This window comes from Candidatus Micrarchaeota archaeon (genome assembly GCA_021163225.1).
GTDB lineage: Archaea > Micrarchaeota > Micrarchaeia > Anstonellales > JAGGXE01 > JAGGXE01.
Map to the genome: position 1 here is coordinate 1 of JAGGXE010000001.1, position 21,409 is coordinate 21,409.

The 21,409-nt window shown below is 43.7% G+C and carries 15 protein-coding genes, 1 tRNA gene and 1 rRNA gene; 9 read left to right on the forward strand and 8 right to left on the reverse strand.

Going from position 1 to position 21,409, the window contains the following annotated elements:
* Window positions 1-1,543, forward strand: a 1,543-nt coding sequence (locus J7K41_00005) for a hypothetical protein (GenBank protein MCD6549087.1), incomplete at its 5' end; no start/stop codon positions are given.
* Window positions 1,544-1,547: 4 nt separating this feature from the next.
* Here J7K41_00005 and J7K41_00010 read toward each other — a convergent pair.
* From J7K41_00010 to leuS, 3 genes are all read right to left on the reverse strand, one after another.
* On the reverse strand, window positions 1,548-2,957 hold the full coding sequence (locus J7K41_00010; GenBank protein MCD6549088.1) for a hypothetical protein: 1,410 nt from the start codon (window positions 2,955-2,957) through the stop codon (window positions 1,548-1,550).
* Between the two features lie 130 nt (window positions 2,958-3,087).
* A complete protein-coding gene (gene cysS, locus J7K41_00015; GenBank protein ID MCD6549089.1) occupies window positions 3,088-4,491 on the reverse strand; it encodes a cysteine--tRNA ligase in 1,404 nt (467 codons plus the stop codon).
* A 36-nt stretch (window positions 4,492-4,527) separates the two neighbouring features.
* Window positions 4,528-7,383, reverse strand: coding sequence for a leucine--tRNA ligase (leuS, locus tag J7K41_00020; GenBank protein ID MCD6549090.1), 2,856 nt, complete (start codon window positions 7,381-7,383; stop codon window positions 4,528-4,530).
* A gap of 202 nt (window positions 7,384-7,585) precedes the next feature.
* Between leuS and J7K41_00025 the strand changes: the two genes are divergently transcribed.
* Window positions 7,586-10,612: an isoleucine--tRNA ligase gene (locus J7K41_00025; protein MCD6549091.1), complete on the forward strand. Its 3,027-nt coding sequence runs from the start codon at window positions 7,586-7,588 to the stop codon at window positions 10,610-10,612.
* A 34-nt stretch (window positions 10,613-10,646) separates the two neighbouring features.
* Here J7K41_00025 and J7K41_00030 read toward each other — a convergent pair whose 3' ends face one another.
* Window positions 10,647-10,832, reverse strand: coding sequence for a hypothetical protein (locus tag J7K41_00030; GenBank protein ID MCD6549092.1), 186 nt, complete (start codon window positions 10,830-10,832; stop codon window positions 10,647-10,649).
* A 164-nt stretch (window positions 10,833-10,996) separates the two neighbouring features.
* Between J7K41_00030 and J7K41_00035 the strand changes: the two genes are divergently transcribed.
* From J7K41_00035 to J7K41_00055, 5 genes are all read left to right on the forward strand, one after another.
* A complete protein-coding gene (locus tag J7K41_00035) occupies window positions 10,997-11,671 on the forward strand; it encodes a fibrillarin-like rRNA/tRNA 2'-O-methyltransferase (GenBank protein ID MCD6549093.1) in 675 nt (224 codons plus the stop codon).
* 44 nt (window positions 11,672-11,715) lie between these two features.
* Window positions 11,716-11,832, forward strand: a 5S ribosomal RNA gene (gene rrf, locus J7K41_00040).
* Between the two features lie 85 nt (window positions 11,833-11,917).
* A complete protein-coding gene (locus J7K41_00045) occupies window positions 11,918-12,619 on the forward strand; it encodes an NOP58 family protein (protein ID MCD6549094.1) in 702 nt (233 codons plus the stop codon).
* Window positions 12,616-13,278, forward strand: a complete 663-nt coding sequence (locus J7K41_00050; GenBank protein ID MCD6549095.1) for a metallophosphoesterase — start codon at window positions 12,616-12,618, stop codon at window positions 13,276-13,278. Before J7K41_00045 ends, J7K41_00050 begins: the two co-directional genes overlap by 4 nt.
* 79 nt (window positions 13,279-13,357) lie before the next feature.
* A tRNA-Pro gene (locus J7K41_00055) sits at window positions 13,358-13,469 on the forward strand.
* A 2-nt stretch (window positions 13,470-13,471) separates the two neighbouring features.
* Here J7K41_00055 and J7K41_00060 read toward each other — a convergent pair.
* Window positions 13,472-13,909, reverse strand: coding sequence for an NUDIX domain-containing protein (locus tag J7K41_00060; GenBank protein MCD6549096.1), 438 nt, complete (start codon window positions 13,907-13,909; stop codon window positions 13,472-13,474).
* 6 nt (window positions 13,910-13,915) lie between these two features.
* Window positions 13,916-14,872, reverse strand: a complete 957-nt coding sequence (locus tag J7K41_00065; GenBank protein MCD6549097.1) for a replication factor C small subunit — start codon at window positions 14,870-14,872, stop codon at window positions 13,916-13,918.
* A gap of 207 nt (window positions 14,873-15,079) precedes the next feature.
* Here J7K41_00065 and J7K41_00070 point away from each other — a divergent pair, with 207 nt between their 5' ends.
* Both J7K41_00070 and J7K41_00075 read left to right on the forward strand, forming a co-directional pair.
* A complete protein-coding gene (locus J7K41_00070) occupies window positions 15,080-16,927 on the forward strand; it encodes a DUF2070 family protein (GenBank protein ID MCD6549098.1) in 1,848 nt (615 codons plus the stop codon).
* A gap of 15 nt (window positions 16,928-16,942) precedes the next feature.
* Entirely contained in the window at window positions 16,943-18,088 is a 1,146-nt protein-coding gene (locus J7K41_00075) for a glycosyltransferase (GenBank protein ID MCD6549099.1), read from the forward strand.
* Between the two features lie 12 nt (window positions 18,089-18,100).
* Here J7K41_00075 and J7K41_00080 read toward each other — a convergent pair whose 3' ends face one another.
* On the reverse strand, window positions 18,101-20,608 hold the full coding sequence (locus tag J7K41_00080; protein ID MCD6549100.1) for a hypothetical protein: 2,508 nt from the start codon (window positions 20,606-20,608) through the stop codon (window positions 18,101-18,103).
* A gap of 27 nt (window positions 20,609-20,635) precedes the next feature.
* On the reverse strand, window positions 20,636-21,400 hold the full coding sequence (locus J7K41_00085) for a hypothetical protein (protein MCD6549101.1): 765 nt from the start codon (window positions 21,398-21,400) through the stop codon (window positions 20,636-20,638).
* Window positions 21,401-21,409: the final 9 nt, after the last annotated feature.

The window sequence follows — 21,409 nt, forward strand, 5'->3', positions numbered from 1 at the left end:
AAAAGGATCCTTTGACAATGGGACTTTGAACGTCTTAGCGGACATGTTTGTGTGGACGTTAGAGAACAGGGACCGAATCAATTCAAAATCGTATTACCGTTTGATGCACAAGAGAAAGCCTCAACACCTGGATAACGAAACGGTCGCCAGGTACGTGGTCAGGAGGTTCTTTGACCTCTACTCTTCTTTAAATTTCTCTAAAGAGGTACCTGTCAAAGAAAGACACGAACAAATATATCTGGTGTATACAGGTACGAACATCCGTAAACGGTTGTTCCATATACATCGGGAAAGCGATATGCTGTTGAATGCAGCTGTGAGAATGGCACGCAAGGGCATGTTCGAACTGGAACACGGACTGGTGCGGAAGCACGGGTTTGCGTACACCGAAGGGTACAAGACGGCTTACAGGTTCTTTGTGCTCCATCCGGAACAAATTGATTCCCACGCCTTTAAAATATGGGACCTGAAACGCGGCGGTACAGGTTCACTCACCTCCTACATGTTCGGTGAGAAGGCGAAGGTTATACGTGAATTTGTAGAATATAGATGGAGACGGATAGAGGAAACGTATCCTGAAGCATTGGAGTTTATAGGAAAGTTACCCAGGGAGGATCAGGAGTACGCTTATTTGGCTATGGCTGTTTCTCCAGAGGGTACATCTTCTATCCTGAGATGTTTGGCAAAATATCGAGAGAACGGCGGCGTGATCACTCCAGGTATGTTCAGGACTGTGTGGGATATGTACGCATGGGCACATGACCATTGGCGACGCGTAAACGGCAGAAGATACAGGCAGTTGACCGGGAGAAGAAAAACCAGACGCGTTGACCGTGAGGGGCTCGGTATATACGTATTCAAAAGGTATCTCCAACTGTACGAAAAGGTAGAGGGTAAAACCGAGACGTCCAGACAGAATGCAGTGTACCAAAGGTTTACTGGAACGAAACTCCGTACGCAGATATTTAGGGATTTCGAATATCCGGAGCCGGTCGAGTTACCGTTCAGACATAATTACAAACCCGAGGCATTGGGTAGAAGGATACGTCGTCCTTATCCGACCGTTTACTATACTCCTCTCATTCCAAAGTTTGATTATTCGGATAAAGACACGTTACGCGTGATAAAAATGCAGGGTAGTGCAGTTGTCCAAAATCCGCCCAATCCGAAGTATCCTGTGGTGGGATTCGATATCGATACTCTGAGGTTCAAATGGTACCCCGTACTGCGCAGTGCTACTGGGTACGAAGTGCGTGCGTTTGATACGGTTGCCGTAGACCCCAGGTTTTTAGGATACTATATCTATGTTGATGCAGGTGATCCGAAGATAGACGGATTCTATAGATGTGTTGACACAGGTACCGCTATAAAATCTTCATTGAGTAACAGGTTATACGTGACCGGCAGAGAAATATTTGACATAGATTTTTATGCAGGTATAGGTTCGCCGGACATCTGGAGACCTCTTCAGATGCGGTTTAACATTGCAAAAAGAAAAGGGAGGTTGAAGATATACCTGTTTCCGCCCGATTATTTCAAATGAGGGTTCATACGCATGCCATGTCATCCGGTGCGACAGGTGTGGCATCTTCTGTCCTATCCCTACCCGGGCTCGGGTTCCTCCAGGATTCCACAGTAATCTCAACGATTTCTGATTCCGGACCGACGTTGCCTGCTCTGTCCTCCGCAACGATATAGTATGAATACTTCTTTCCTTCGGTTACGTTTCTGTCCTTCCATCTGGGTTGATCAGTAGTGCCTATGAGTTCGAACTGGACATGCGGTCTATCACCGGGACGTAATCTGCCGAGGCTTCCGTGTTCGTACCTGTAAACCTTGTATGTTACCCCCTGTTCGTCACAATCCCAATTCAAATGTACAACGGGTCTTCCCAACGGATCGTAGGATTCTCTCGCTTTAAGATTGTTTACTGTTGGCGGAGTGATATCGTATATTACCCTTACTGTTTTCATGTCCGCAATTCCGTAACGGTTTTCGGCTTTGAGATACAACGTTTTGATGCCTTCGGTTGGGGTGATATCGAAGTATGCCGCGTCCGGGAATCCGTTTGAGCAATGTACTTCAACCCAGTTCGATCCGCCTTCGCTTGCGTAGCAACGGGATGCGTTATAAACTTTGTAGTACAGCACAACCCTCGGATAGTTCGTGTACAGTTCCGAAACATTGTAATCGTTGACCCACAGGTATTCTATCGACGGTCTCGGACCGTGACCTCCTCCGCTATGGCTTCTTGTTTTGTACCTTATCCTATCGTATACCTCCTCGGATATCAATCCTTTTTCATCCTTGCACTGGAGATATACTTCCTTTGTGCCGTGTCCGCTACTCAGTTCCCAATCCATTTCCATCTCCGGCCCTTCGAACTCGAACCAACCCGACTCGTTATCTTTCCATTCGTCGTCTTCGTTTCTAACCCTGCACGCCACCGCATTTTTGGCACGGATGGTTAGTTCTACATCTCTGTCATATGTGACATCATCACCATCGTTTATCACTATCTCCATGTCTTCAACCGCGCAACTCTTCTCAACAGGGTTGGTTTGATCCTCCGTTGCATTCTCCGATTCGTCCTGCTCTTCGGAGGTATCTGGCTCGGGTTGAAATTCTACTTCCTCATCGGAAGCATTCGAACTTTCAGTAGCATTAGAGAGTTGTGTTATCTGTTCAGATGTAGTTGTTGCAGAGACATTGGTTTCTTCGGTATCCTGGTGATCGGTAGTGAACATGTTAGCTATGGCGGTGTATATAGTTTGCGGCACATTGAACAGAAATGCTAAACCGACAAGTACAACGATTCCCAAAGCTGCAGCGATCAATAATACCTTTCCTTCATCTATTTCGATCGTTTCCTCGTTTTTGTCATCCTCTACCTTTTCATCCATTCTCTCATCTTCTTTTTCATCCATCTTCTCATCCATATCAACAGGGTCTTCCATATGTGTCCCACCCCCTATGAGTTTGAGTGTTATTTTATGGTATATTGTTATTTCTCTTTTTAAACCTTTGCATCGAACCAGACCGACTCGTATTTCTGTTTCTTTGTCTAAACCGCTTTAAAACAGATGTTTAAAGGATCCGTTTTAAGATGTACGTTTTATCTTTTACATCGTGAACTTCAAACCCTTTGCTGCGTATTTCTTCCCTTATCTTATCGGCTGTTTCCCAATCTTTGTTTTCACGTGCTCTACGTCTCTCCTCTACAAGTTCCTCAATATCTTTCGGTATACGCGGAAGCTCGAATTTCATTACACCCAACACTCTGTCTATCTCTTTCAAAAACCCGAGTATATCTTCTATGTCGTCCTTTTTAAGTTGATTGAACTTCGCATTTACCGTGTTAATGAATTTGAACAGATGCGGTAATGCCAACGAAATCTGAAGGTCGTTATCCATCCCATCTTCAAACCCTTTCCTTGCCTTTTCGATCGCATCCTCTATTATTCCCGTCTTTCCGTCCTCGGTTTCCTTTGCACGTATGAGAAGACGTTGTATAAACATGTCAATATTCTCGATGGTTTCGGTAGCTGCTCTGAGAGCATCGAAAGTGAAGTTCAGTTGTTCTCTGTAATGTGTGGATAGGAGGAGGTATCTGATCGCACGCGGATGGTAACCCATCTTCAGCAGATCCCTGAGGGTATAGAAGTTGCCCAGCGACTTGCTCATCTTCTTACCTTCCACTATCAGATGTGCTGAATGGATCCAATAGTTAACAAAGGTTTCGCCTGTCGCCGCTTCGCTTTGCGCGATCTCATTCTCGTGATGCGGGAATATGTTATCCACACCTCCGCAATGGATATCGAAATGCGGACCCAAATACTTCATGCTCATAGCCGAGCATTCTATATGCCAACCCGGCCTTCCCCTACCGAGTTCGGTATCCCAATACACGGGTCCGTCTTTCTCATCCCATGCTTTCCATAACGCAAAATCTGCCAGTTCCTGTTTCTCGTACTCGTCATGACTAACCCTTGCACCGGGTTTGAGTTGTGATACATCCATGTGGGAAAGTTTTCCGTACTCTTTGAACTTTTTGACAGAGTAATAATAACTCCCGTCCTCTCCTTTGTATGCATAACCCTTTTCTATGAGTTTTTTGATAAGTGCGACCATCTCGGGTATATGTTCTGTAGCATGAGGGTAGTAATGGGCAAACTCGATGTTTAGAGTATGTAGATCTTCATAGAACGCTGTTTCGTACCTGGAGGTGAACATCTTTAGAGGTATCCCTTCCTTCTGCGAATCCCTAATGGTTTTATCATCAACATCGGTGATGTTCATCACATGGATTACTTTGTATCCCTTGTATTCCAGATATCTCCTCAACAGATCTTCGAACACGTACGTTCGGTAGTTGCCGATGTGCGGATAGTTGTAGACGGTCGGTCCGCATGTGTACATCCGTACCTCTCCTTCTTTAATAGGTCTGAACTCTTCCACACGTCTCGACATCGTGTTGTACAACCTCAACATCCTGAACACCTTCCCGAAAACGGTTTTCTGTAAAAACTATTCTATCTTTATGGCGGGTTTGAGCGGTAACGCATTCTTTGCCTTCGGGTCCGAAGCGTCTCCCTCTTTCATTACAACGATTTCTGCATCAAACCTCTCTTTAAAGTATTCTGATGCGTTTGTCAGGATTTCTTCTTCGTTCAGTTCGGGCATGTCCCTATACTCAGGTAACATCTTGAAGACTTTCTTGATCAAGGTAGCGATCTCTCTCTTATGTTCTTCGAACCGTCTATCGGTCATCAATGCATCCATTATCGATTTCATGTTGTATTCGACTGTTAACGCTTTTCTGACCATCTCTCTCTTCCAAGGTGCCGAAACAAAGAACGTGATCTTCTTTGGTTCCTTCTTTATCACCTTGAGTATATGGTTTACATCTTCCGTGACCTTCTTTATGTACCATTCAGAATCCTTTTCTATGAATTCTGTCTTTTCTATAGGAGGAAGTTTTGTCTGACAGACCAACGTAGATTCACCTATTACGGTGTGCCATATCTCCTCCGCAAGGTGCGGTGTGAAAGGCGACATCAGTTGAACTAATGTTTTTATGGTATTTCTAAGCACCTCTCTGTTCCTACCCTTTCTTTTCAGATACCATTGTATATCTGACAGTATTCGGTAGTATACGATATCGGTTGCATGTTTAAGTTCAAAACTGTCGATATCTTTCTCTATCTGCCATAGATATGCTTTTATTCTATGTTCCAGCCAGTCATCTATGTGCGTTCGTGCATCGGTAAGTTGTTCGCTCAGTTCCCACAACCGTTTCACTTCGTTGTACATCCATTCTAATCTTTCCCGGTATTCGAAGACCTGCTTCTCATCAAACTCTACATCTACGTACGGTTTTGCTATGTTCGCATAGAACAGCCGCATCGGGTCTACCCCGTATCTCTCAGCCATGCCCGGAACCGGTTGCGCCCCGCCCTTACTCTTCGATAATTTCTCTTTCGTATGCGAGATTATCCAATAGTTTACAAAGATTCCTCTCGGCCATAACTCTTTCGGTAGGATTGCTACATGGTTCTTAACGAACGGAGGGAAATGTACCGTGGTATGTTCTTTACCTCCGAGGTTTATGTCCAACGGATACCAGTACCATACGTTTTTCTTTATTTCCTCTACCAACGATACGTCCATCCCGTTCTCTTCAGCAACGGATTTCGCATCACCTTTACCTAAGAACACATAATCAAAGAATTTGAGTGTTAACTGTTCAGGGGTGAACCTATCTTTGTACATGGATACCAGATAGAATATTGGGTAGAGTGTAGAATCCGAAATCGCTTCAATAGTATACCTTTCATCAAACGGGAACTTTGTACCTAGCCATCTTCCCATTCGTGCACAAGGTCTTTCTTTAAACCAACGTAATGCATCGGGTAAGAATTCGTAGTACTCTTGAGGTTTAACATTCATCTGTTTACCCCATTCGATCGCCCTTTCATTCAGCCAGTCTTTGCTATAATCGATGAACCACTGGTGATCCACCTTTTTTATGAATACGCGCCCGCCACATCTACATATCACTTCTTCTGAAAGGTCGTAGAAGATATCTGCCAACCCTTCTTTGATAAGTTCTTGTTTAACGAGTTCTTTTGCCTTTTCCACAGGCATACCAGCGTATTTACCCGCGGTTTCTCTCATCACACCTTTGTAATAACCCGATTTGTATATCTCTTTTTTAGCATCTTCAAGTTTGGGGTCTGTGGAACTTCTTATTCCCATTCTTTCACATATCTCTTTTGCAGGAAATTCGCCCCAGCCGGGTGTTTCTATTATCGGTATAGGTTGTATCTTCTGTACCTCTTCGCGGTTCAGTCCGTACTTTTTACATTCTTCCGGATGGTTTTGCAAGTCGTACAGACCCATCCAATCGTGCGGCGCGTCGGAAGGTACAGAGGTCACGATACCAGAACCTACGTTCGGGTCGCAGAATTTTGAGGGGAGTACGATTATCTCTCTCATTATACCGGGGGCCATGACGTATTTGCCTATCAAATCGCTTCCTTTTACAGTACCTTTTATTTCAACGCGGTCTTTCTGGTATTTTATCTTTTCAGCAAACGGTTTGCTACCGACCCATGTTTCCCCTTCAACATCCATCACAACATACTCTTCATCAGGGTCGACCCATAGATTGGTTTGGCCGAATACCGTCTCAGGTCTTAGTGTAGCGGCGATCAAGTACACAGTCCCGTAGTTATCGATATCCGTCCTGAACTTTAGTAGCGTGTATTCGATTTTTTCAGCATTTCCTCCTTTGCTGACATCCGTCTCAGCAGGGTCTACGGAAACCGGTCCGCAGTTCTCACAATAGGTTGCATAGTATTCTTTCTGTATCAGCAGTCCCAGGTCCATCAGTTTGTGAAACTGCCATTCTATGAATTTGTTGTATATCCTATCGATTGTTGTAACATACGTTCTCTCATTGATCAGGATACCAAACCTTTTCATATCTCTTACGTACAGCTTACCGAAATATCTTACGAAAGTCTCGGGGTCCGTGAGTTTTTTAATATCCTCTTCAGGCACGTTGTTCTCTCTCAGATAGTTGATATACTTTTCATCACCTCTTGCAATAAGTTGCGCCTTTGCGATTACTCCGTTACCGGTGGCATGTATCCCTATGGGTAACATTGCATTGTATCCTGCAAGACGTTTGAACCGTGTTATCATGTCCGCATATGTATACCCTCTCATGTGTCCTGTGTGCAGGAACCCAGTCGGGTACGGATACGCAAAAACCATGTAGAATTTCTTTTTTCCTTCTTCCCTTACCGCTTCAGCAACCTTAGCCTTGTCCCATTCTGTTTGCCATCTCCTCTCTAATTCGTTCCAATCGATACTCATTCGGATACACCCCTGTATTTCCGAAGATGTTCTCTTTAAGCCGACAACCACTCCTTCTAAGAGATCAAACGATATAGTGCGCGAATCTTTATATTTATTACTCTGACTTGTTTTTACAGACCTTCTAAACTACCGTCATGTATAAAAATTTAACATTGGTAATTAAAGAACGCATATTCTTATAACAGCGGAGGTGTTCGATGTGTTGAATCACAAAGAGATCGAGGAAAATATATTGAAATTCTGGCGTGAAAAAAGGATACGTGAGAAGTTGAATGAGAAACACAAGGATAAACCGTTCTACTTCTGTGAGGGACCTCCTTATGCAACAGGTGACCCGCATCCCGGAACAGTGTGGAATCATGTTATCAAGGATATGTATTTAAGGTATATCAGGATGAAAGGCTACTACGTACATGACAGAGCAGGTTTTGATACTCACGGCTTACCTATCGAAGTTAAAGTCGAAAAAGAGGAGGGAGTAACATCTAAAGGTGACATCGAAGAGAAAATAGGTGTTAAAACGTTCATCGATAAATGTAAACGGTTCGCTACCAGGTACATCAAAAGTATGAGTGAAAAGTTTGAACGGTTCGGTGTTTGGCTGGATTTCGAAAACCATTATGCAACTTATAGAAACTCCTATATGGAACAGGTTTGGCAGAATATAAAACGGGCCGATGATAAGGGATTGCTGTATGAGGGGAATTACGTAGTTCCCTATTGTCCCCGTTGTCAAACAACTTTGGCTAACTATGAACTCGAATATTTTGAAAAAGAGGACCCGAGCATCTTTGTCAAATTCAAACTTAAGGACAAACCGAACGAATACTTGGTCATATGGACCACTACACCATGGACGTTGATATCCAACCTTGCCGTGATGGTTCATCCGTCTGCTACGTACGTTAGAGTTAAGGTCGACGATGAGGTATGGATCGTTGCGAAAGACCGATTGGATTACGTGTTGGAGAAGACTGGAAAAAGTGGTGTGATCATCGATGAGATGAGCGGTAAACGACTCGACGGGTTGAGATACGAGCATCCTCTTCAGGAGTTTATAGGAAAAACCTACGATAGACACGTAGTTCTCAGTGATGAATACGTTACAATGGAGGAGGGTTCAGGTCTGGTTCATTGTGCGCCAGGTCACGGTCCAGAGGATTATGAGATAGGAAAACGGTACGACCTCGAGATTTATTCTCCGGTTACTAAAGAGGGCACGTTTGACGAAACCGCGGGCAAATACGCCGGTTTGGAGGTTTTGAAAACCAACGATATCGTGATAGAGGACCTTGAGAAGAAAGGCGCTCTTCTCTTTGCTGAGACGATTAAGCATAGGTATATGCGTTGTTGGCGTTGTAAGACACCTCTCATATACATAAACATGAAACAGTGGTTCATAAAAGTAGGAGATATCAAAGATAAGATGTTGGAAAACATAGCAAATACTGTATGGGTGCCAGATTACCTACGTAAACGAATGAGTGATTTTGTAGGCGAGACCTCTAATTGGTGCATTTCGCGACAGAGGTACTGGGGGATACCCTTACCGATATGGAGATGTGAACGTTGTGGTGCTGTAAAGGTTGTAGGTTCCTTTAAAGAACTTCCGAAAAAACTTGATGACTACCATAGACCGTACATCGATGAGGTGACATTGAAGTGCGATTCATGCGGAGGTGAGATGCGTAGGGTTCCGGATGTGTTGGATGTTTGGGTCGATTCCGGGAATGCGGTTTGGGCTTCTTTGACCGATGATGAAAGAAAGAGGTATGAAGTCGCAGATTTTATAGTTGAGGGACGTGATCAGGTGCGTGGATGGTTCTATTCTCTGTTGGCTTTCGGTACGATCCATTACGACAGGGCTCCGTACAAGACAGTTATGCAGCACGGTATGTTCCTTGCTGAAGATGGTAACACGATGAGTAAGAGCCTCGGCAACTTTGTACCGGTTGAGAAGATAATCGAACAGTACGGTGCAGACGCCTTTAGGTTGTGGGTTATGAAAAACGTTCCTTGGGAAGATGTAAAATTCAGTTGGAACGAACTCAAGGAGGCGAAAGCGTCCCTTAATATACTGGCTAATATAGGTACGTTTATCGACAGGTTTGTGGATGAACGGATAGACTATTCCGATGAAGACCTGTTGATCGAAGACAGATGGATAATATCCAAGTTCAATTCAACACTGAAGAAGGCTACCGAAGCGATGGACCAGTACAACTTCCACATTGCTACGAGAGTGTTGAAAGAGTTTGCAGAGGAAATGCTCAGCAGAAGGTACATAAAACTTGTCAAATCGAGGATAAAGGCGGATAAGAAGAAAGAGGTTGCATTATCGGTGCTCTTCGACGTATACTTCGATTTCTTGAAAGCCTTCGGTATAGTTGCTCCTTTCTTGAGCGAACACATCTACCAAACAGTCTATAAAAAGAGGTTGAACGGTGAAGAATCTATATTTATGTACGATTGGCCGGAGTACGATACACTGAAGATAGACCCAAGCGTTGAACGGATGTTCGATGTTGCGGATCAGGTAGTGAGTACGGTCAACACCTTGAGACAGAAGGCAGGTATCAAACTCAGATGGCCTGTCGAAGAAATAATCTTTGTGCCTTTTGACAGTTTCTCCGAAGAAGCGGTCATGAAGTTTTCAGATGTGATCAGAGATATGGCTAACATTAAGGATGTTCGGATCGAATCGAAAGTTGATTCGCAGGTCAAGGTAACCTTGGACGAGGAGAAAATAAAAGAGTTGTACAAGGATCTTGCAGACGATATATTCAAAGAAGTGTATAACGTGGATCCGATCGAACTTCAGAAGACCGTGGGATTAGGTAAACTATTCAAGGGGACCGGTTACGAACTCAAACCCGAGTTGGTGGTTGTCGAAGAGAGTTATCCCGGATACGAGGTAGGGTTGTGCGATTACGGAAAGGTTTATCTCAAATCAACGTTATCTGAAGAGTTGTTCGAAGAGGGTATGCTGCGTGAGGTAATACGAAGGATACAGATGATGAGAAAAGAAAACAGGTTGGTCGAATCGGACACTATCGATGTGGTTATCAATGCATCGGACAAATTGGCTAACATCATCGAAAAGCATACTGATGAATTCAAGAGGGCGGTTAACGCATCATCGATAACAATGACTGATAAAACTCAGGAGAAATCCTGGAAAATCGAAGGAGAACAACTGAGTGTATCTATCAAAAGAAAAAAGTGAGACTTGAATCAACAAAAGTCTTTAGTTTTTCTTTTCAATCTCTCTTATATGCCTTTCTTTTCTGTGTGTCTGTCCAGCAATCTTTACATATCACTCTTCGTCCGTCTTTAGTTTTTCTGCTCGATTTTACGCATGAGTGACAGATCAATCTACCGCAGTAATCGCATCTTTCCACTTTGTAAACCTGTTCTCCGCACCGTTCACAGGTCAGTATACCCATGGCTATCACCTGACAAAGTTTTTAATGAGTGTTAAAATTTTGATACGCAAACATATTAATAAATGTTTTGGATTCCCTTTGAGATTTTTGAGAATGCGGCGGATACGGCATTTCGGGTTTATTACAAGAAAATTTTTATTTGTTTGCTGACCTTTTTGAATGCGATGATAGAGGAGATATTTCCCAATGTGTTCAAGGTCAAAGGTAAACTCGCAACAAAAAATCTTATTACAGACCATCCGGTTTACGGAGAACGCATCGTTAAACTCAACGGTTGCGAATATAGGTTGTGGAATCCGTATCGTAGCAAACTGGCTGCAGCCATACTCTCAGGTCTTACTCATATGGTAATAGAACCGGGTGCTACCGTGCTTTATCTCGGTGCTGCTACCGGGACAACATGTTCTCACGTGTCCGATATCGTAGGCAGGGAGGGTACTGTTTATTGCGTTGAGTTCTCACCAGAATCCATGCAGAAACTCGTTGAAGTGTGCAGGTGGAGAGATAATATGGTGCCGATATTCGCAGATGCGCGAAACCCGGACGAATATTTTGAGTACGTCGACCCTGAAGAGTTGGTGAATGTAGACGTCATCTATGAAGATGTTGCCCAACCTGATCAGATAGATATCCTTGTGCGTAACTCTGAAAGGTTTCTAAAAAGAAACGGATACGTGATGTTGGCGGTCAAATCACAGAGCATAGACGTGTCCAAACCTGTGAAAGTTGTTTTTGAAGAGGTGATCAACGAGTTTTCAAAGAACTTCCAACTTATAGAACAGATAGATATACACAGGTTTGAAAAGGATCATATCTTTTTGGTCGGTCAGAAACTCTAGAGAGTGTAGAAAGTTTTTTAAATCCTTCATATCATGAAATATACGTCAGCGGCCATAGGCGCAGGGAAACACCCGTACCCATCCCGAACACGGAAGTTAAGCCTGCGCACGGGGTTGCTTGTACTGCGGTCCCTCCGCGGGAAGGCGCCCTGCTGCTGACACCTTTACCGCTTTTTAATCCGACTTTTTTTTGTGCTGCTCGTTTTACGATTGATTTTAAATAGTTTTCTATCTTTAACCATTACCATGAACTCTACTAAATCCTCTAAAAAAAGAGATGTTCTTTTGAAGAAGATAAAGACCAGGGTTACGCAATCTTTGAGAAGAGAAGATAACATAATCATCGAAGAGGTGTCTACGGTCGAAACTATCGATAAAGTGTTAAACCTTTTGTACGAACGTCTAGAAGATTGGACTAAAATCTATTATCCCGAGATACGGTACAAAAGTATGGAACAACTGGTTAACAAAGTTTCCAAAGAAACAGATAAACCGCTACCTGTTAAGTCTATACTTGACCTTGTATCTTCTCTGTACGAACATCGTAAACAACTCGTCGAAGACATCAGAAAACGCACCCGTAAACTGTGTCCCAACATGTCTTATCTTATCGGTGAGGAACTTACTGCAAAACTTCTGAGCGCTGCCGGTAGCCTTGAGCGTTTGGCAGATGCCCCTGCAAGTACTGTCCAGGTTTTGGGTGCTGAGAAGGCTTTTTTCAAGCACCTGCGGAAGGGCACGAAACCGCCTAAGCACGGATTATTGTTTCAGTATCCTGCAGTTAACCGGGCACCTAAACGTCTTAGAGGCAAGATTGCGCGTGCTATCGCGACGAAGTTAGCTATTGCTGCAAAGGCGGATGCCTTAACCAAAAACTTCATAGCCGACAAACTCAAGGAGAAGATGGATAGACAGATTGACCGTATCCTTAAGAACGTGAGAAGATGAAATTCGTAGCGTTCGGAGATGTCCACGGTGAAGAACTGTTTTTGAACCTTTTACAAAACTATCTTTCAACCAATACTGTCGACGCTGTTTTTCTACTGGGGGACCTGGTAAACGGCGGCGGTTTATCGTTTGTCCGGGAATTGATAGATCTTCTTGTAGAAAGAACCTCTGTTTTCGGAATAGTCGGAAACGTTGACCCGAAACCTGTTAGAGACATACTTAAGGATAGAGGTATATCGGTAGATAAACGGTTGGCGGAGTACAGAGGGTTGAGAATAACCGGTTTAGACGGGACATTGAAGACGCCTTATACTATGTTCAATGAACTTACCGAGTCCGAAATATACGAAACGTTGAAAAATATAGGGATAGATGAGAGGACGATAATACTGACACACGGTCCGCCTTACGGTCTCTTTGACCTTACCTATTCGGGCAAGCATGTTGGCAGTAAATCTTTGCTGAAGATTATCAAAGAATACCATCCTTTGTTAAGTCTGTCCGGTCACGTGCACGAACAGTACGGTTGGAAGACCGTCAACGGTACGACCGTTGTCAATGTGATTCCGGGTAATGCCTTTAACATTACTGAGATAGTCATATCCGACAACAACGGAAGATATCATGTCCAAGATGTGAAATTTGTTTCTCTAAAGTGACCTTCTTTACTCACCTTTTGCGCAGACCCGGTAGAAACAGAAGTATTTAAATACATTTTTATGGATTACTTCAGTTGGTGGGGGAGTAGGCTAACCTGGCAGGCTGCCAGCTTTGGGAGCTGGTGATCCGAGATCCGGCAACCTACGTGTCCACGGTTTGTCGGACGGGAATTCAAATCTCGGCTCCCCCATCTCACATGAATTCTGTGAGAGGCGGATTTCTCTTCAGGTGTTCGTGTGCCTTCTCAAGGACCTGTTTTGAACTATCAAACGTCAACTGTTTCAACGCCTTTTCGTAGGTGAGCCATGCGTATCCGATATGTTCAAACGAAAGCTTTACCTCTTTGGTTTTAGTTTGACCTAAGAAGAAGACCACTTCCTTGTACACTGTTTTACCTTCCTTTCTGAAGAAATAGTGGATCTTTTCTCGGAATTCCAGATCAAAAACAACGTCTGTGATACCTGTTTCTTCCCAGATCTCTCTTCTCAGTGCCTCCATGTCCGACTCGCCCTTCTCCGGATGACCTTTTGGAAAGTCCCAATGTCCGGCACCGTAATGTAAGAGCAGGTAATAAGGTTGTGACGCTTCCAACCGGTAGATAACCGCTCCCACAGACCTCTCTTTGACCATGATGAATCACTTCTTCATACCTATCAACCGTAATTGGGCAAGTAACGCCTCCAACTGTATCCTTTCGTTGGCGCCTTCGACCAATCTGAAATCGTATTCACCTATCTTATCAACGAGTTCGACCTTTGTCTTTTCTGGTAGATTCACGTTCTCTATCTCTCTGTACATCTGTAGAAGTATATCTTCTCCGCTCATAGAGTAATCCCTCATGAGTTTGTTCAAGTACTCCTTTGCTTTGGTAAAGCTTCCGTTAACGGCCTCTTCCAGGAGGTTCCGTACCTCTGTGGGATGCGCTCTGCTGCTGAGTTTGAATATTGCTTCTGCGGTGATGTGAGAAGATAACATTGCCGCTCCTTGCAAAGCATTAATCGCCTTTCTCATATCCCCTTCGGAGATGTATATAATGGCTTCCAATGCCTTTTTGTCCACCTTTAATTTTTCGCTTTTTATTATTCTGTTAAGCATCTTTTTGATATCGTCTTCGCTCAGGTACGAAAACCTGAAGACGGCACATCTGCTCTGTATAGGTTGTATTATCTTTGACGAGTAGTTGCATGAGAGTATAAACCGCGTTATGTTCGAATACAACTCCATCGTACGCCTTAATGCATGCTGCGCGTCAGCGGTTAATGAATCGGCTTCGTCCAGGAACACTATTTTGAACGGCACTTCTGACAATGCAACAGTCCTTGCAAAATCCTTAATCTTTCCTCTCACAATATCTATCCCTCTCTCATCGCTTGCATTCAATTCAAGGAGACTGCTCTTAAAATCCTCGCCGAAGAGTTCCCTTGCGAGTGCCAATGTAGCGGTTGTCTTTCCAACGCCGGGCGGACCTGCAAACAGTAGGTGCGGCATGTTCTTCTTCTTAACGAACGCCTTAAGACTGGCTACAATCTCATCTTGCCCTATAATTTCATCCAGCGTCTTCGGTCTGTACTTTTCGACCCATGGAAGAAGCAAATCTTCATTACTGCCCATAATCATCACCTTCGAACGAAAGAGACAATTAATCCTTTGCGCATAATCTTTATAAAGATATTCAACCGTTTGACAGGACACGACAAACTACGGATAATAAACGTAATCGTAACAGATGTATTTTAAAAGTATGATACTTAAATAGTGAATTGTTCATCTTGTTCCCGGATGCGGAAGGGGGTTGCACTTATGGGAGGAGATTCGACAACACGGGCGGTTAATCTTACCAGGTTTCTCATATCCGTTCCCAGCAGTAAAAAGACCCTTCTTATGCTGTTTCTCATCAGCACGGTCCTTGGCATATTCATAGCGTTCATTCATTCTCAGAGATCCCTGTTCTCCTGCCTGTTGTTAGGGAGCGCCACCGGGATATTCTTGTTAGGGATACCGGCAATGTTGTCATCAGTAACCTGTTACGCGATCAACAGGAATTTCAAGTTCAGGAGGATACTATTCCTCTCATTTGTTACAATGCTGATATACGGTCTGGGCTATATCGTTTATTTTACGTTGATGGAACTATCATTTCCGTATGCAGACCTTGTTGTGTACCTCCTTTACGGAACAGTGTTTGCATTGTGGTTTATCTCATTGTTAAGTGTTTTCGGTAGGTCGTATACCGCCTTAGTATTCTCTCTTATCCAGATGACTTACTTCAGTCTCTTTTTGATAGGGAACAATTACATCGACCTTATGGGCACCTCTTCAGACATTCTTTTTACACAGGTCTTCAAACTTTACCTTGCATCTTGTATATTCTTTGTAAGCAGTTACCTGTTCTTACAGTTCATCAACGCCCCCATGAAACAGATGTTCGGAATAAAAAGCACCGAAGCGTTCAACCTGTTTATGGAGCATTGGATGGGCGAATCCGACAGACTGGAAGAACTGTTTGATAGGATAGGTGAATCTGTAAAAACATGGGTAGGTGCGGTACGGTTCTTCAGAAGTTCCGGAGAACCGATAAATATCGTTGTTCCTTATATCCATTTCGGACCGTTCGGATCTCTGGGCGGTAGCAGGTATTCTGCGGAACTGGCAGAACTGCTTACAAAAGAAGGTTTTGGCCGAACTGTCGTGTTGCACAGCACAACCACGCACGATTTCAACCCTGTATCGCGGGATGAATTAAAAGTTATTACTGAAACAACAAAATCTCTGTTATCCAAGATGGAACCTGATAGTGAGGGACTGTCCGTCGAAGTTGTTAAGTCCGGTAGTGCGACGCTCCATGTGATCGATGACGGTAGGAGTGCAATATTCGGTATAACACGTGCACCCGACACAACGGAAGATGCGGATTTCGGGTTTGGCGAATCGTTGATGAATCTCATGGAACGGTTCAGAGATCAAGCCATAGTGTTTGATGAACATAATTGCGATACGGGTAAAGTCCTTTCCTACACCGTCGGTCATCGGTACTATTGGGATTGTAGGTCGGCTCTTGAAAGATACGCTTCTTTAATAGAGGAGAACCGGGTGATCAAAACCAGGTTTAAGGTGGGGTTCGGGCATACGAATGTGAAGGGGCATAACATAGGTAGTGCAGGTATCAAAACGCTGGTTTTCGAACTTATGGACGGCGCAGGTCGGAAGAAAGGAGCGAAACGCAGTAAACGAAAACTTAAAAAGGTCGCTTTTATAGTCATCGATGCAAACGGGATCACTCCCGGTTTCAGAAGGACCGTGATAGAAAGAGTGAAGGAGAGGTTCGGGTTCGATTTAGTCGAACTGATCTCTACAGATACCCATGAAGTCAATGCTGTCCGGGGTGTGGTTAACCCGATAACAGAATCCCAATTAGACATTTTATACCCTGCTATCGAAACGTCTTTGAACGATGCTTTGCGCGACATGCTTCCGGCCAGTGTAGGTATGGACAAGGCGAGGGTAGATGTCAAGGTCTTGGGAACCAAACACGCCATAGAAATCGTGTCAACTGTAAATGCCATAGTAGCAGTGGCCAAGGTAGCGTTACCTTTTATACTCCTGTGGACAGTTATGTTGATATTCTGGGCGTTTTCGTCATTCAGATGATCGGGTGACTGGAAAATGCGTATAGCATTCTTTACAGATACGTACCATCCGAACGTTGATGGCGTGGTTATGATGATGGACGCGCTCCGCGCGTCCATCGAACGGTTGGGCCACGAAGTGTTCATCTTTGCCCCGGGTACCGGTGAAGATATCAGAAAGAATACCGATGACCATGTTTATTATTTCAAAGGGGTCAAGTTCCCGCCGTATCCTTCGTACAAATTGGCTCTCTGGCCGTTTTCCTCTTTGGCTATGGTCAAACAGTTAAATATAGATGTCATCCATTCTCACGGAGTTGCTACAACCAGTTTGGCTGCCTTGTTAGCAGGGAAGTTGTACGATATTCCCACAGTAGCCACCTATCATACAAAGGTTACTGATGCTGTACATTACGTTACCGGAGATCCGTGCATAGAACAGTTCCTCCGTAGAGCGATATGGGCATATCTTGAACGCATGTATTCACAGTACGACCTTGTTACATGTCCCAGCAAATACATCCAGAGATTACTCAAAGCACACGGGATCGAATCGGTCGTGATACCGAACGGGATAGACATCTCACGTTTCAGACCTACTACTGTCGACAAGAGAATATTCGGTTTGGATGATGAGAGTAAGGTCATTCTTCATGTCGGTCGCATTGTTAAAGAGAAGAATCTCGACATCATTATCAGATCTTTACCTCTCATTCCCTCCGAATACTCTCTGGTAATCATAGGTCACGGACCGGCCGAATCTTATTATCGAAAACTGACTGAGAAATACCGTGTGAGTGACAGGGTTAAGTTTTTGGGATTCGTCCCGAACAACGAACTCCCTGCATACTATTCATCGGCCGATGTCTTCGTGTTTGCATCGAGGTTCGATACACAAGGTTTGGTAGCTCTGGAGGCATTGGCTTGCGGTACACCTATCGCCGGGTTGAAAGGTATAGCGATAGAGGAGATAGTTCGACCAGGGCTTACCGGTTACCTATTCGATGAGGACCCCCTTTCCGTTCGTAAAGCGATCGTATCTGCTGCGGAGTTGAAACGTCGTCACACCAGTGAACAAATCCGTTACACCGCGCTTGCTTACTCCAGAGAACGCATGACTGAAAGTTTTCTTTACATATACCGACAACTCATTGAGAAGAAAAAGAGATCCACAAAACGATAACGATAGGTCGCACTACGAACCTTTTATCGATTCTATGAACGCACCCATCTTTGTTATCGGTAGGAGTACTATGGTCCCGCGTTCGACCTCCAGTTTGAAGAGAACGGCCAACGTATCCGGCACGGTTATCCTCTCGATAAACTTGTTCATCGTCGATTCGGAATCGAATACGATGAGCGTCTTTCCTTTATCCACTGTTTTTAATGCGCGTTTGATTATATTATAATCACCGTCAAAGATATGGACATACATCTTTCTACCGGAAACTGTGATCTCTGTATCACAGAGTTTTGATTCCTTAAGCGGTGTAAATTTTACGACGTTGTCCACGAAGATATCTCTAAGCATTCTGAATAACACTAGATATAAACCGGATTTTCCGGATTCCTCGATCCATTTTGTCGGAAGATAATAGTAATACCTCTCGTATACCAATCCCTTTGCGACGAGTTCGTCCAGAAGTATCTCCAGGTTGTAATCGCTGATATGGATGGGTTTACCGTCGTACGAAAGTTTCAGGAATCCCTTTTTGATCTCCTCAAGTTTAAGTGGCATATGTTTCCATGAATAGTCTTTGTTCACTTCGTCAAATATTTTTAACACATCATCTATTTTGACAGATACCGTCGTAGATTTGACTACTGGAAAATCAGGTATATCTAAACCGTATATGATTTCCTCTCTAGGTTTTATGATTACGAACGCGAACACCAACGAAATGATCGTTACGATTGCCAAGAACGTATAGAACGGGTTGCTCAGTATAGGGTCTAACGGATTAGTTTCTCTGTAAGTTATTGTTTTCTTGATATGGTATTTTTTGTTGAACACGAAATCAAAGGTGTGCTCACCTCCGCTAAGGTACAGGTCTTTCAGTTCGATGTACTGCACATTTCTGTACTCGCCAACTTTTTCACCGTCCACGTAAATCTCGACTTCATTAACTTTAACGCGTTCTCCATATTCGTCGCGAATGTCGAACGTTAACCTTCCTTTAACCCATTGAAGCGTCATCGGTTTAACATCTACATCAACAATCTTCAGCATACCTTTTGCATAAATCCTATTCTCATCCCTTACAACCAGTTCGTATTCTCCGGGTGGGAGGTCAGTGTTGACGGTTATGATTTGAGGTGTTAAAGATGAAGAATAGGCTTTTGGTATCGGTGATTCGAACAACACCCGTCCCGCGGAAATAATCTGTATGTACGGGAATATCTCCACAGATTCGTTCTCCTGATAATAGATCCTTACGAAGATCGGCAGTCCGGTTATGTAGGAAGGATAAACTGTTTCCGGGAACACTATCCTGCCTTTAGCATCCTTTGTAATCTTCAGTACTTTAACTATCGATTTAACACCTTTAGACTCGCTTACAGATTGACCGATAAGTTTCAAGTATACCTGTTCTGTAGTAGGAATCGGTGCTGAAAAGAGGTCCACTGCCCCAGACTGATTAGTATAAGTGTAGGATTTCTGCGATAACGGTGCATGCCATCCGCTCTCATAGATGAACCGTGCAACGTCCTGCGCGGCCACAGAGCCGTTATCCCATCCCGAATCCAAATACTCTGGAAAAACTGTCAGATAACCGTTGCCTATACGTATTACTGATATGAAACCGTAAGCCACATTCGTATCAGTGTTCTTGTATTCCATTCGGTATACTGGTTCATGCATATGCATCGGTTTATCAACAGTGAGACGTTTATCTCTCGGTAGCGATTCGCTCAATGTATACCTGAAGCCGAGGAGATTTTTCGGTACAACGATGTTACCACTGGCATCTATCGCCTCGGAGAAAGGATACCCGATGTATATCACTACGATAGACCTGTTCATGATGTCTATCAGATTGGTTTCACCGTCCAACATTTCTACAGGTATCCTACCGCTAGGTATTATCAGTATCGAATCGTCTGGGATGATATCAACATTGTTCAGGCTTACCTCTGTTACACGGTACCCAACATCTCTTAACATCCGTTTCAACTCATCCTTGAATGATCTGAGATTTGTCGATTGAGGAGAATAAACCTGAGAGTTCAGGATATACACTTCATTACTATCCACGGTATCGTACGGGTAGATGAAGAAACCTGTTTCTGTCCCGTTTGTGTTGTAAGATAAATATGTGTGTACAACATCGCTCCGTATCGCAGACCCTTCTTTAAGTCTATCGTATGCAAGTATCTCTCCAGAGTATACAGTGTACTGGAATTTTGGTGCAATCTTAGGAGCGGCGGCGGAGCCGCCGCTTATACTGAGTAATCCTATCCCTATCCATACCCCTAACAGACCTAGAACGAGCAGGATCGCTACCAATTTTAAAGGTACACGAATTCGTGGTATGATCTTTTTCGGTGACTCACTCTCAACAGTGTACTTTCTTTTGATGTTGTATTTGTATTCGTTTTTGAACTTCTTCCGAATGGAAAACGAAAATTTTTTCTTTTTTATTCTACTGTCTAAAGATATCCTTCTTGTAGTTCTCTTCTTCGGTTTGGTTTCTTTAGCCATTTTATTACCCAGTACGTGTTTTCAGGATTATTTGAGTTCCAGATAACCGTTGGTAACAAGATAGTTCAGCACCTGTTCGACACGCGCTTCGGAAACACCGTAAACCTTTGCAAACTCCGTTACATCGATAGAACCGTCGTGTTCCGCGATCCATTCCTGTATCTTAACCGCCAACGTTTTGTCGGATATCTTCTTCAATGCATTGAGTGCGGCCGTAACATCCTCAAGCTTACGTTTGAGGTTGTAATTCTCGCGGGATAGCATTTCATTCGATTCTTTTAATCGTGCGATCTCCTTTTTGAGTTGTTCCAACTCTTCCTTTAACATATCGTGTTGTGCAAAGAGTTTATCATAATCCGATGACACGTATTCGGTCATGCTTTTGATCATATCCTCCAGGAACATGTACAGTTGTTTTAACGGAACTTCGTAATCGTCCCCGACAAGGGTCAACAGGTTCAGAAAATATGAGGCGATGCTAAGTCTACGTCTCTTAGGACTCATCCCGGGAACGATACTGTATATTACGCGGACTCGGTCTCTTAAGAAATAGATTATACTGAACAGGTACGGTCTCTTTTTGATATCCCGTGTTTCGATGTTGATGACTGCAACACCTTCCCTGTACGGAATTACATCCAGATGCGAAACCGTTGATAACTTATTCTTCAGGTTTTCGATAGATGTTTTTAGGTGTCCTTCCAGTTCGAACCCGTCGACCCGTGGTTCGTTAACTATTTGCGGTTTCTTGCCCGTCTTTCCTTGTTTTTTGATCCTTATCTTCAAACCCATCACCTATCT